Origin of the sequence: Nostoc sp. (genome assembly GCF_036917455.1) — a bacterium.
GTDB lineage: Bacteria > Cyanobacteriota > Cyanobacteriia > Cyanobacteriales > Nostocaceae > Nostoc.
The window spans coordinates 24,272-37,624 of record NZ_JBALDK010000141.1; the positions used below are offsets into that span (position 1 = coordinate 24,272).

Here is a 13,353-nt window from a genome sequence, read left to right on the forward strand (position 1 = left end):
ATTTATCGTTATCATTTTAGTTTTCTCGTACAAGATATACAATTTATCCGTTATTAAAACATTTGTTGAAACATTATTTGAAAAGGATTTAATCACCCAGAACGCATTTTTTAGGGTGGTCAGGCAGAACGCCGCAGGGTAACTGCAAGACCTCAAAATGAGGCGTTAAGCTGTTCTAGATGGAACTGGAAACAATCGCGTGAATGGCGGTGCGGGTCATTATTCCGTAACTCTTGCGTAAGTCCTATTACTTCTAAAGCTTTCAGTCTCAATCTACGTAGAGACACAAAGTTTAATTGACTTGCCTAACATGACTGGGAGGGAACAACTAGCAGCAATTAGAATTCTGGCTAGTACAAATTCAACCGCTTATATTGCTCGTCCAGATGATGACTTAGAAAAAGCACTATCCAATCTTTTATTCTGTGAAATTTAGTATAGGCACAGCATTGCTGTGCCCCAACAAAAGATGTGATTCAAATACATGAAACCTGTTGTTAATCAGCATTCATGATTGCGTATAAAGAATCTCCCAAGCTTTTTTATTAATCATTGCTATTTTTAGATTTCCGTTGCAATTGTTTTAGCGATTGATACATCTCTGGCAGGCGACCATAAACAGCACATACCTTGAGATATAGTTTGTAAGGAAGGGCTGGAGTTCCGCAGACAACTTCTCCCGGCGCAACATCGTTGTGAATTCCACTTTGAGCAGATGTCATTGCTCCATCTCCTATCTTCACTTGATTGACTATTCCTGTTTGTCCCGCTAAAATCACGCGATTTCCCAGTTGAACACCTCCCGCCATACCAACCTGACCTGCGATCGCACAGCCAGAACCGATTTTGCAACCGTGACCTATTTGCACTAAGCTGTCAATTACTGTATTGCGACCTACCCGTGTTTCTCCAACGGCGGGACGGTCGATACCACTGTTGCAGCCAACTTCCACGCCATCTTCTAAAACTGTATAGCCAGATTGTTCCATTTTGAACCAACCAGTCCGGGTAGGAACAAAACCAAAGCCTTCTGCACCGATGACAGCACCACTGTGAATGACGCAATCTGCACCGATGTGGGTGCGTTCGTGGATGGTACAGTTGGCGTGTAGGGTAGTGCGATCGCCTATTTTGACATCTGGATAAATCACCACATTGGGATGAATAATTGCGCCATCGCCAATTTCTACACCTTGCTGAATCACAGCATGGGGGCCAATATAAACATCACTACCAACTTTGGCGGTGGAGTGAATCACAGCAGTGGGATGAATTTCTGGAACGGGGCGATATGGTTGGTAAAAAAGTGCGATCGCTTTGGCAAACAACAGTCGCGGATCTGGAGTTTCTAGCCAGACAATACCTCTCTCTTGTGCGATCATCTGTAATTTTTCGTCTTTGGGAAAAATTAAAGCACTAGCATTGGTCTTACCGACAAAAGATCCAAATTTTGGCCCTTCTACATAGCTGAGAGTACCAGTGGTAGCTTCATCAATAGCTGCTACCCCTGTAATTTCTGGGTCATGGTCTGGGTTGCTAATCAGGCTATGATTGCTAGCAGCATCACCAAATTGGCGGATAATTTCGCTGAATTTCATTGTTGGATGTGTTCAAAATTAATCTACAATGGCAAGATAATTTTCCCTCTTTATGCTCCAATAGACTAATTTTGTAGACACATAGTGGTGAGGCAATCAGACCATACCTAATCTTCGCTTCAGGTTAGAGTCCTTCACCGACATTCTTCTGTTGATGGCTCTCGTTGTAAAGATGAGCCTACTTTCAGTGAATCTTGTTTCAGTAGCGTTTTGAGGCGTTGATTATCTTCAGCAGCGATCGTCTCACCATAGTGATGAAGTTGAAAAAGTTGGCAATAACGGTTTTGTTTGGCGCAAATCAAGCAGCCATAAGCATGATTGCCGTTAGTACCGCATAGCCGATGTCCCATCACCGGACCGAGAGAAATATTTTGTTCGCTAGCAACAGTGCTGAGAATTGAGCGCAGTTTTGACTCGAACTCTAATGACAAGTATTCCTTACGTCCTGGTTGTGTACGATCCCATTCTGGAACGATTAATTCCTGTTTTAACAGACTCGCTTCAATCTCTTCAGACATCACAAGCCCAGACAGAATAACATGATGGGAGACATGGGGCAGTAGCGTGCGTGCTAATTGCCACATTAAAGCTTCATCAAACCACTGTTCAACCAGTGGACGTAGATACCAACAACACGGAATGCCAAGTTTGACTAAATCTTGCAGCAACTGTATCCGACTCTGAATTGAGGCTTGCTCATAACCTGGTTTCAAAGGAGGTAAACTTACAAAGACAGTGACTCGAAGGGAATGAGGTTGCTCTAGAGTTGTTTTCAGGCGCTCTAGAAAAGATTGGCCAGGATGAACTTTGGTAGTGATGTAGACTATGTTAGCTGCTTTACGCTCAATCAGTGCATCTAAGATTGACAGTACACGTTCTCGATGAGCTGGAATAAAGGGATCGGAGTAGTCGCATAGTGAAATCGGAAAGCCCTTTTGTCCCTCCTGAGTAGTAAAAATGCGATCTAGCAAAATATCAAGGAGGTCAATCGGAGCTAAGACATCCTGAAAGTTTTGGGGATAATGGTGCCAGTCACGGTCTTGATGACAGACACAATAGGCACACTCAATTGGACAACGATTCTGGGCATTTGGTAGAAATGGATTGAGACTGAAGTATTTTACAGCACGCTCATCATCAGGAATACCAAGCACTGGAAAGCCATTTAGCATATACTGGCTACCTTGCAACGTAATTTCAGACGCAGTTTTTTTATCAGTGTTCATACATTATCTAGGAAAAACTAATACACCCTGAAAAATTTGCCTTCTCTAGAGTGGCTGGTGTGAATGTGGAGTGGCAAGGTGAGAAATGCTAGATAATTAGTATGAACTTTGATAAGTAAATATAGCTAATAGCGATCGCTTATTTATAAAGAATTGGTAAATATGGTGAGGCTAACACTGAGACGCTCTTAATAACAAGTTTTAAGAGGAGACTTTTGCCATTTTGTACTAATCAGATAATTAATAATTAAGATAGAGATTATTTATTCTATAGACAGTTCAAGTTTTGAAATGATTAATAATATACAAGAATTAAGAGAGCGCTTGTTTACTAGTGGAATAGTAGAAAATGAGCAAGAGCTACAAGGATGTACTTCCGAGGAAATTGCATACATTGAAAGTAAATATGGAATTTTACCAAGGACTTACAGGGAAATCTTAAGCTTACTTGGGCATAGCGCCGGAAAGCTTGTTAGCAGATCGGAATTTGAGTTTTACTTCGACCAAATTATCAAAATGAATGAGTGGCGGCGAGAGAGTCTCCTTGAGTCAATTGCTGAAGGAGACGAATGTACAACCTTGCCTGAAAATGCTTTCTGTATCTGTGCCTTATATGGAGATCCGTGGTTTATTATTGCCGATGGACAAGATGACTCTTCTGTTTATTTTCTGCATGAAGATTGCATAACAATCAATGAGTCCAGTAAATCTGTGATGGATTGGATAGAGGAATTTGTAGAACAAGTTGAATATTTAATAAGGAGAGGATTGAGATAACATTTCAAAGTTATCTTTTTGAGAAGAAATAAATTTTAACGATAACGGTTATAGTATTATGCTACATTAATTTTTCTAAGTTCGTAGTAAGCACTTTAGTCCTGATTTTTTAACCACTAAAGTGCTTACTACGAACTCTTTTAAGCTATCTGGCTAGTGGCCATTGCTACCCCTGCTAAATAACCGGTTGTCCAAGCACTTTGGAAGTTAAAGCCACCGGTAACGCCATCAATATCTAAGATTTCTCCAGCAAAATAAAGACCAGGAACTAATCTACTTTCCATAGTCTTGAAGTTGACTTCTTTGAGCTTAACGCCACCACAAGTTACAAATTCTTCTTTGAAGGCTCCTTTGCCATTGATTAAGTATTGTCCTTGAGTAAGTTCTTGCACCAGTTGATTTAAGGTTTTACTAGATATTTCTGCCCAACGGTCTTCTGTGGTAATACCTGCACGGGCAATAATATATTGCCAGAGACGATGGGGTAGTTCAACGCCGCGATGCAGTGCGATCGCTTTTTTTCCCCATTCATCCTTAACTGCTAAAACTTTTTCTCGCACTTGTTCTTGTTGCATCATGGGTAGCCAATTAATCGATAATTTGGCTTGATAGCGGCTTTCGTGCAGAACTCTCGCACCCCAAGCAGAAAGCTTCAAAACAGCCGGGCCACTCAAACCCCAGTGGGTAATTAACAATGGCCCAGTTTGTTGTAATTGGGATTTTCCGCCCGCAGATAACCTTAATTGGATAGGGTTAACGCTAACTCCAGCTAACTCCCGCAACTTTTGATCGAGAATGTTGAAGGTAAATAATGAGGGTACTGGTGATTCAATTTGATGACCTAACTCTTGGACAATTTTATAACCCGCAAGGCTGCTACCAGTTGCGAGAAGTAGGCGATCGCATTTAATTGTCTCTCCCGATTTCAGAAAAATATCAAATCCCTCATCTGCTGCGGTTCGTTTCACCGAAGTTACATGTGTGCCAATCCTGAGTTTTACCCCAGATTTCGCCACCGCTTTGATTAGACATTCCACAATGGTTTCTGAAGTATTGGTGACAGGAAACATCCGGCCATCAGCTTCAGTTTTTAGATAGACTCCACCAGTAGCAAACCAAGCTACTGTATCTTGAGGACCAAAGCGAGTCAAAGCACCCCGCAAAGCTTTTGCACCTCTGGGGTAATTTTGGACTAACTCCTCCGGGTCAAAGCAAGCGTGAGTCACGTTGCAGCGTCCCCCACCAGAAATTAGCACTTTCGCCAGTGGTTGACGACTGGCTTCGAGTAAAGTAACTTGGGCATCAGGATTGGCTTTAGCACAAGCGATCGCGCCAAAAAATCCCGCAGCCCCACCCCCAATAACTACGATTCGTAACGGTAGCAAGTTCTAAAATTTCTCAATAGCACGTACTTTACTAGGCTAGCGGTTATCTTCACTCTTCAACTGGTTCAAATTGATCTTTTGTAGCACCACAAGTAGGACATGACCAATCTTCTGGTATATCTTCAAAAGCTGTTCCCGGCGCTATATCGCTATCTGGATCGCCTAATTCTGGATCGTATTCATAGCTGCAAACGGTACATATATACTTTGCCATGTCCCTATCCTCTGGTAAATTTTTGGCATTACTTCCCTATTAAATACTTCTGGCAGTGAGTAAAAATAGCTACGCTACAATTCTTAAACCAGAGTATACGTTTACCTTTGGGGGAAATTTCCCAGATTATGAGAAATCAGATTACAAGCGCCACCAAGTCCTTTGGGCGTAACTGATAATACCGATCGCGATCGCCCCTAGTAGCAGTAGCAAAATAATTCCACCTGGAATAAAAGTAAGAATACCAAAGCCTCTCAGTACCCATACGGCTACGCTAACACCAAGAAGGATACCAAAAATCTGGATTAATCTACGATTTAAAGAAGATTGACTCACCTAATTTTCCTCTCAACTCAATAGAAATTACACTTGATATTTACCATTAGATATGAAGTTATCATGAAGTTGTAGTTTCGTCATAAATAACACTTAAAAATAGAGATATTCTATCCATATTTTGGGGTAATATGCTTGATATTAAATAGTGTTTATGCCATTTTAGCTGTTAAGAACTTAGTTTTTCATTTATAATATTGCTATTATCAATCCTACTTAAGTATTTATAGTGTGAATTGTGATAAGAATTACAGGTTTTACAGTAAAGAAACTGAAATAATTACCAAAATCTCACCCTTTCCGGAAAGGATAGGCATTACACTGGAACTAAAATTTAATGGGTTGGATCGAAATCAAGTTTTATAACTTGTAGTTTTAACTCGATTTAGGTGGGTGAGTTGAGGAGTAACTAAAATCATTATGTCTGCGTCTTGTAGATCGGATTCAATTATTGAAGGTTCAGGTATGGCTTGGAGTCAAGACAAGCAAAAGTTGCTGGTACAGGGTGAAATTTTGGTAGAAACGCGATCGCACAAAACCTGTGGTGGCGCGGTGACGGCTTGGATGTATTTGCCGATGGTGCGATCGCAAGTTTGGCAGCAATTAACCGATTATCCCCGGTGGGTGCAATATTTTCCTGATATCACCAAAAGCGAGATATCACACAAAGGTGAAGTTAAACGCCTATATCAAGCAGCACAAAAAGCCTTTTTCTTTTTCACGGCTCAAGTCGAGATTTACCTCAGCGTTGTCGAGGTGCTGGGGCAACAAATCCAATTCCGCATGGAAAAAGGGACTTTTGAAGATTTTAACGCCAATTTAGAACTCCAAGATTGCGGTAACGGCACGTTGCTTGCTTATACCGTGCAAGCTACACCTCTGATTCCGATTCCATCAATTTTTATTCAACAAGCAATGAACCTTGAGTTACCTGCAAATATGCGTAAAATGCGACAAGTTATTTGTAAGACTCAGTAATAACAATGTCATTGGCAAAAGCTATTTTGGAATTTCGGTTTGAGTTTTTGCAGCGATCGGGTTCGATATTTTAGTTACTGCAAAGACGCTTTCTTCTATATAGGAAGCGTCTTTATATTTTGCTGGTCAAAAATTTCATTGCTTATACCAATTTGAAAAATGATTACAACAGATGGATTAATATAACCCAGGTAGAAAATGCCATTCACAATCCATCTAAAATCCAAAATGGTAAGCTGTCGCGCCTACAAGTTGCCTCGTAATCTTTTAGGTAAAACCTGTAAACCCTCTCCTGTGCCCCTCTGCTCCTCTGCTCCCCTGCTCCCCTGCTCCCCTGCTGTCTCAATGTGCAAATTAAAAACACAACAGCTTATTATTTTTATTGTTATTGGCGATCGCAAGTCAAGAAGTTGGTGCAGATATAACTCAGAATTTTTCCCCAATCGTTGTTATACCCCGACTATAGTTAAAATAGCCTGGATTAGTACCTCTGGCTCAATTGGTTTAGAAATATGCTGTTGAAATCCGGCTGCTAGTGCAAGTTGTCGATCGATTTCTCCTGCATAAGCAGTGAGGGCGATCGCGAGAATTTCTCCGCCGCGATCGGGCGACTGGTTTCTAATTTGACGAATTAGTGTGTAGCCATCCATATCAGGCATCCCAATATCACTGATTAGCAAATCAAATTTTGTTTGCCCCAAACTGCTTAGAGCTTCAGTAGCTGATTGGGCTTGAGTGACTTGTGCCCCGTACTGTTCTAGCAAGAAGGCAATGAACTCCCGCGAATCTCTGTCATCATCTACAAGCAGCGCTTGCAATCCATCAAGATTGAAGTCTGAAGGATTATGAAAGGCATTATTATTTTGATTGAGTTGGGCCGCAGCGATCAATGGAAACTTGACTGTAAAGGTTGCTCCTTTACCTTCTCCAGAGCTTGCTGCCTGAACAGTTCCTCCATGCAATTCCACCAAATGCCGCACGATCGCTAACCCTAACCCCAATCCTCCAAATCTTCGGGTTGTTGTCCCATCAGCTTGGCGGAAGTAGTCAAAGACATAAGGCAGAAAGTCACCAGAGATCCCCATCCCAGTATCGCTGATAGTGATTTGAGTGTATTCACAAGGATGAGTCTCTAGTTCATCCTTGATCTTTTCTAACCGCACCTCTACTTGACCACCCTGTGAGGTAAATTTAATAGCGTTGGAAAGTAGATTCCAAACAACCTGTTGCAAGCGACCAGAATCACCTAAAACTTGTCCAACGTTCGGTTCAAATATTGTTTTAATCTGAATGGATTTAGCTTCAGCAGAAAGTCGCACGGTTTCCAGGGCAGCTTTGATCGTAAAAGTTAGACCGACTGGAACTGTATTTAAACTTAACTTGCCTTGGAGAATGCGTGACACATCTAGCAGGTCTTCAATCAATTGCGCTTGGAGTTTAGCGTTGCGCTCGATTGTTTCGAGTGCATACTGAGTTTTGGCTGCATCCTGTTGGCGCGTTTGCAAAATTCTTGCCCATCCTAAAATCGGATTCAGGGGCGATCGCAATTCATGAGACAACACTGCCAAAAACTCATCTTTAATCCGATTGGCTTGTTGGGCTTGTTCAGTTTGTTGTTGCAAAGAAACCATCAGCCGATTCAGGTGTTCGTTCTGCTCTTGCAACAAGGCTTCTGCTTGTTTGCGTTCGGTGATATCGGACAGAATGAAAACGACACCTGTGAGATTCCCATGTCCATCAAATACCGGGTCGATGGTTTTGGCAAACCACCGTTCTCTGGACTGAAATTCTAGAACTTGGCGTTGGTGAGTTTCTTTAGCACGGCGAAAGCAAGCGCCATCACCAATTCCCAATTGTGCGCCCATCAACTCATGGTGAACACAACCTAAGATTTCCTGGGCGGGCTTGCAAAAAAGCTGCATCATCGCTCGATTACATCGGAGAATTATCCCTTCTTGGTCTACCAGACATACGCTGTCTTTGATAGAGTCAAAGGTGGTTTGCCACTCTCGTGCTGAGGACAAAGCAGCTTCCTCGGCTCGGCGAATTCGCAGGAGCGATCGCACCGTAGCCAGCAGTTCAATGGGTTCAACAGGTTGCGCTAAATAAGCATCGGCACCACTATCTAAGCCTTCTGCTTTATCCTGACTTTGAATAAAACTTGCAGACAGGTGTAGCACTGGAATAAAAGCAGTTTCGGGATTTGCCTTAATTTGGCGACAGACTTCAAAACCGCTGATATCTGGTAATTTGACATCTAAAATCACCAGAGCAGGCTGATGTTCAGCAGCAGCCTTTAATCCTGCTGTTCCGGTTGCCGCTTCTACGACGGTAAAGCCTACATTTTGCAAAATCCGGGTGACAATGTAACGATTGGCTTCGTTATCGTCAACATGCAGGATCGTAACCCTTGCCTCAGACATGACTTTCCTCGCAAGCATCGAGAACAAGTCCGGCTTTAATCAGTGCATGTTGAAGTTGGGCGATCGCTGCTGTTTGAGAACCTGTTTCTTTAGAAAGAATGGCGATGCTTTTTTTTGCTAATTGGCTGTGCGTTTCTGCATCCAGTTGTGCAGATGAGTGGACGATCACAGGAATCGACTCAGTGACAGAATTGCTCTTAAGCTGCTTGAGGACATCAAAACCGCTCAACTCTGGCATCTCCAAGTCAAGTATGATCGCGGTTGGTTGCTCCCGTTGTGCCAAATTTAATCCTTCCCATCCGTTCATGGCTTCTAGAATACTCAATTGTGTATTTATTAACAACTGTTTCACCAAATACCGATAGGCAGGGTCATCGTCAATTAACAAGATTTTTTGAGGCTTGTTCTGATTAATTAGCGTATTAAGTTTATTCAACAGCTGTAATCTATCTACTGGCTTAATTAGAAAACCGTTAGCTCCGAGCGCTAGTGCTTGCTTCTCGTTATCAATGATGGTAATGACGAGTACAGGAATGTTACAGGTCGTTTCATCTCCTTTGATTTCTCGCAAGAATGTCCAGCCGTTTTGCCCTTCTAGCATAATATCTAGCATAATTGCCGCCGGTTGAACTTGTTGTAAGACAAGCCTAGCCTGAGCTAAAGTCCGGGTAGCAATTAATTGATAAGTTGACTCCTGAAGGTGCTTTTCGTAAATAAATAGCGTTTCTGGATGATCTTCAATCGCCAGAATCGGCAGGCCAGTTGGCTCAAGTGATGCAATCGGTTGTCTGAGGGTAGGAAATTCAGTTGCATGAGGGTAGGCGATCGGAATCGATGCTGTAAAGGTGGAGCCTTGACCCAGCTTACTTGTAACTGAAATGCTGCCACCGAGTAGCTCCGTTAGCTTGCGCGATAACGGTAATCCTAACCCGGTTCCCTTCACCTGCTTTTGCAGAGAAGACTCAATTTGGACAAAATCTTCAAAAACTCGTTCCACATCGGTTGGAGCTATACCGATGCCCGTATCAGACACGGAGAAGGTCACGGTATGACCTTTTTGCACAGCACTCACGCGCACTTCTCCCTGCTCGGTAAATTTGAGCGCATTGGAGACAAAGTTTCTCAGAATTTGCGCGACTTTGCCCTCATCGCTATATATCTGTGGAATGCCGTCAGGTTCCTCGACAATCAGCGCCACAGAGGAGCCTTGAACCAATAATGGGCGAAGCATTCCCCGCAGCGTGGCAAACAAGTCACTAACTTCAAAAGAACTGGGACGCACTTCAATTTTTCCAGCTTCCACTTTTGCCAAATCCAGCAAGTCGTTGACTAGTTCTGATAATCCACTCGCTCCCTTTTGGATGAATGTTACCTGCTTTTCTTGCTCGGCGGTCAAATCACCATCCATCCGTGTCAGCAGCATCCGAGATAGGGACAAAATAGAATTGAGCGGTGTGCGAAACTCATGGCTCATGTTCGAGAGAAAGCGGGTTTTTAGCTCGTTTGCCTTTTGCAGAGAGTCTGCCTTCTCATCAAGTTCCGCGTAGAGGGCAAGCACACCACGATTAGTATCTTCTAGTTCCCGGTTGAGTTGGGTCAGTTCTTCCTCGCGCTTGCGTAACTCTGCCATTGCTCGCAGTAACTCCTGGTTTTGTCGCTGGATCTCTTCATAGGGATTTTGGGGCGATCGCTCCATCACCCTTTCTCGAATCTGCTGCAATTGCAAATCGCTGAAACTAGGTATGCGCTTCGACAACCTTTTGCTCATTACCACCGTTGTTCCCTCTGGCGGCAGCGATTCGATCTCAAAGAGATCCATCAGCTTGCGGCTGCCCATAATGCCTAATCCCATCCCGGTATCAGAGGTGTAGCGTCCTGCCAAAACATCTGCCAGATGAGGAATGCCCTCACCTCGATCCTGAATCCGAATCAGAAACGTCTGAGGCTTTCCTACCACACAAAATTCCACCGTTCCACCTTTAGCATACTGAAAGGCGTTGCGGGCAATTTCGGAAACTGCCGTTGCCAAGCGTGCTTGATCTTGAGCATCAAAACCCAATTGCTCGGCGATCTCACGAGTTCGTTGTCTAGCTTGGACAACATCTTGTTCGTAGTGGATTGCGATCGCCAAAAGGATTGTCACGTCGCTTCACTCCCATTCAAAATTGCACTTTCTTTAGGGCTTGTAACCAGCACCTAGGGTCTGTCTCATTAATTTTACCGGGTTTGAGATCCCCGACTTCTTTAAAAAGTCGGGGATCTGAACACCTTAAGAAGCATTACTGAATTTTAATTGATTATTCTTTGTGAGTGCTGGTCATCGAGTCTCTTGCAGAAAGAATATAAGTCAAGACGGAAGCTGCTACAAGTTGCGCGAAACACGGAAACGTGAACGCAGAACCTCTTACAGGCAAGACGGAAGCTGCTACAAGCTACGCGAAACACGGAAACGTGAACGCAGAACCTCTTACAGGCAAGACGGAAGCTGCTACAAGCTACGCGAAATACGGAAACGTGAACGCAGAACCTCTTACAGGGAAGACGAAAGCTGCTACAAGCTCCTTAACTACCCATTCCTTTCGCCACTAACACTGTCACATCGTCCCGATCTCGGTTAAAATCTCGGTATAAGACACCTGCAATCAAACTGGGATGTTTTTGACTTAAACCGGGATAGCGATCGAGTTGCCACTTAGTATCTAATCCATCAGAATGCATAATTAAAAGTCCGTTGGCATACCAGGGGTAGCTAAACTCTTGAATTTTGCGGATTTCATGTCCGACTATGCCGTTATGAGATAGGAGATGGTGGTGTTCCGTAAACGAGAAAATGCTGGTAGTGATATTGCCAATTCCAGCAAAGCGGACAGACTCTTGTTCAAAGTCGATTTCGGCAATGGCTAGTACTGCTCCTCGGGTACTTCGCAAGGCGGCATGAGCAGCTTCGACGATCGCAGCAGGAGATCGATGATGTTCTTGAAAAATTCTGACGGCACTTGAAGCAGCAGTGGCAGCCGCAGGCCCATGCCCTAAGCCATCGACTACTAGCAACAGGCTGCGGCAACGATCCACTTGACAAGCCCAGGCATCTCCAGAAACTTCTTCGCCTCGTTTGGGCAAACAGACCGCCCCAATTTCTAAGGTCTTTTTTGGCGGATGGGGTGTAGAGTCTGACCAGAGGTGAGCGACCAGAGCCGTCCCTTTGTTGGGAATGGAGTAAATTTCAAATAAACCAGAGAGACGACGAATTGCGCCTAGTCCATTGCCTAATGTTCCAGCTGTGGAAAAGCCATCTTGCAAACACTCATCCACATCGACCATTCCCCGTCCTTTATCTAACGACAAAACTTCAATACCGATGGCTGAATTGTGTTCGATCGCTCTTAGCAATAACACTCCACCCTGACCGTGCTGGATTAGATTGCTCGCAACCTCTGTCACCACAATTCCAACCTTGCCCCGTTCTGTTTCCTGAAAGCCGAGGCGAGTTGCTAAAGCGATCGCTACCCGTCGCGCTTCTCCAGTCTGGCTAGATTCAGTAATTGTAATGGCGACAGATTCTCGCATTTTATTTCCATCGTACAATTGTTACCCGCGTTCCTTCTCCCACAGCAGACTGAATCTCAAACTCGTTGGCAAGTCGTTTGGCACCGCCCAGCCCCATACCCAACCCGCCGCCTGTGGTAAACCCATCTTTCAGCGCCAGTTCAATATCGGGAATTCCCGGCCCCCGATCTTCAAAGGTCAGCCGCAGTCCTCGCCGTCTCCCTTCCTGAAGCGTTTCTAGCTTGACTGTGCCACCTCCCCCATAGTCTAAGGTATTGCGGGCTAACTCACTGGCGGCGGTCACAATTTTAGTTTGGTCTACTAAGCTAAAGCCAATTTCCACCCCCAACTGGCGCACGGCTTGTCGAACTAAGACTACATCACCAGAAGATTGAATGTTGAGCGTTTCAGTCTTCTCCATTGTCATCTGCACTCCCTTTGGTGGCAGCGACCTGATTTGTGGTTTCATTGAGTGACGGTGGTGTCCCGCCCGCTGGAAGCGTTCGGCCCTGCCGTGCCGGAGGCAATCGCAACAGTGCCATGCCCTTTTCTACGTTTAGGGCAGTGCGAATGCCTGTCAGCGACAGCCCCAATTCCACCAGGGTAATTGCCACAGCAGGCTGCATACCCACGACAACTGTTTGGGCATCTAAGACTCGTGACGTTTTGGCAATGTTGGCTAAAATCCTCCCAATGAATGAATCAACAATGTCTAATGCAGAAATATCGATCAAGACACCCTGGGACTGAGTTTGGGCGATGCGGTTGGTTAAGTCATCTTGTAGCGTCATGGCAAGGCGATCGTGCATATCCACTTGGATCGTCACAATCAAGAAATTGCCCATTTTGAGTATAGGAATGCCTTCCATT

Annotated in this window: 13 protein-coding genes; 3 read left to right on the plus strand and 10 right to left on the minus strand. The window is 44.1% G+C overall.

All coding sequences use genetic code 11. From position 1 onward, the window contains the following. Positions 1-310: 310 nt before the first annotated feature. Positions 311-436, plus strand: a complete 126-nt coding sequence (locus V7K42_RS14400; RefSeq protein WP_334917207.1) for a hypothetical protein — start codon at positions 311-313, stop codon at positions 434-436. Between the two features lie 109 nt (positions 437-545). Here V7K42_RS14400 and lpxD read toward each other — a convergent pair whose 3' ends face one another. Beyond that, the gene (lpxD, locus tag V7K42_RS14405; protein WP_334917209.1) at positions 546-1,598 is read right to left on the minus strand and encodes a UDP-3-O-(3-hydroxymyristoyl)glucosamine N-acyltransferase; all 1,053 of its coding nucleotides are present in this window, start codon (positions 1,596-1,598) and stop codon (positions 546-548) included. Positions 1,599-1,732: 134 nt separating this feature from the next. Continuing rightward, entirely contained in the window at positions 1,733-2,824 is a 1,092-nt protein-coding gene (locus V7K42_RS14410) for a hypothetical protein (protein WP_334917210.1), read from the minus strand. Between the two features lie 291 nt (positions 2,825-3,115). Between V7K42_RS14410 and V7K42_RS14415 the strand changes: the two genes are divergently transcribed. Then, positions 3,116-3,601 carry an SMI1/KNR4 family protein gene (locus V7K42_RS14415; RefSeq protein ID WP_334917212.1) on the plus strand — a complete coding sequence of 162 codons (486 nt, stop codon included), beginning with the start codon at positions 3,116-3,118 and terminating at the stop codon, positions 3,599-3,601. A 140-nt stretch (positions 3,602-3,741) separates the two neighbouring features. On the opposite strand, the gene V7K42_RS14420 is transcribed toward V7K42_RS14415, so the two are convergent. The 3 genes from V7K42_RS14420 to V7K42_RS14430 all read right to left on the minus strand — a co-directional run bounded on the left by V7K42_RS14420 (position 3,742) and on the right by V7K42_RS14430 (position 5,536). After that, entirely contained in the window at positions 3,742-4,986 is a 1,245-nt protein-coding gene (locus V7K42_RS14420) for an NAD(P)/FAD-dependent oxidoreductase (RefSeq protein ID WP_334917214.1), read from the minus strand. Between the two features lie 49 nt (positions 4,987-5,035). Beyond that, positions 5,036-5,200 (minus strand): rubredoxin, encoded by a 165-nt coding sequence (gene rd, locus V7K42_RS14425; RefSeq protein WP_334917216.1) that lies wholly within the window; start codon positions 5,198-5,200, stop codon positions 5,036-5,038. A gap of 141 nt (positions 5,201-5,341) precedes the next feature. Then, on the minus strand, positions 5,342-5,536 hold the full coding sequence (locus V7K42_RS14430) for a hypothetical protein (protein ID WP_012410758.1): 195 nt from the start codon (positions 5,534-5,536) through the stop codon (positions 5,342-5,344). Between the two features lie 420 nt (positions 5,537-5,956). Between V7K42_RS14430 and V7K42_RS14435 the strand changes: the two genes are divergently transcribed. Continuing rightward, on the plus strand, positions 5,957-6,514 hold the full coding sequence (locus tag V7K42_RS14435; RefSeq protein WP_334917218.1) for an SRPBCC family protein: 558 nt from the start codon (positions 5,957-5,959) through the stop codon (positions 6,512-6,514). A gap of 449 nt (positions 6,515-6,963) precedes the next feature. Here V7K42_RS14435 and V7K42_RS14440 read toward each other — a convergent pair whose 3' ends face one another. The 5 genes from V7K42_RS14440 to V7K42_RS14460 form a co-directional block, all read right to left on the minus strand. Further along, positions 6,964-8,937, minus strand: coding sequence for a hybrid sensor histidine kinase/response regulator (locus tag V7K42_RS14440; RefSeq protein ID WP_334917219.1), 1,974 nt, complete (start codon positions 8,935-8,937; stop codon positions 6,964-6,966). Next, positions 8,930-11,080 carry an ATP-binding protein gene (locus V7K42_RS14445; protein ID WP_334917221.1) on the minus strand — a complete coding sequence of 717 codons (2,151 nt, stop codon included), beginning with the start codon at positions 11,078-11,080 and terminating at the stop codon, positions 8,930-8,932. Before V7K42_RS14445 ends, V7K42_RS14440 begins: the two co-directional genes overlap by 8 nt. A 419-nt stretch (positions 11,081-11,499) precedes the next feature. Beyond that, the gene (locus V7K42_RS14450) at positions 11,500-12,504 is read right to left on the minus strand and encodes an anti-sigma regulatory factor (protein ID WP_334917223.1); all 1,005 of its coding nucleotides are present in this window, start codon (positions 12,502-12,504) and stop codon (positions 11,500-11,502) included. Between the two features lies 1 nt (position 12,505). Beyond that, positions 12,506-12,904 (minus strand): anti-sigma regulatory factor, encoded by a 399-nt coding sequence (locus V7K42_RS14455; protein WP_334917224.1) that lies wholly within the window; start codon positions 12,902-12,904, stop codon positions 12,506-12,508. Further along, the gene (locus V7K42_RS14460) at positions 12,891-13,352 is read right to left on the minus strand and encodes an STAS domain-containing protein (RefSeq protein ID WP_334917226.1); all 462 of its coding nucleotides are present in this window, start codon (positions 13,350-13,352) and stop codon (positions 12,891-12,893) included. Before V7K42_RS14460 ends, V7K42_RS14455 begins: the two co-directional genes overlap by 14 nt. Position 13,353: the final 1 nt, after the last annotated feature.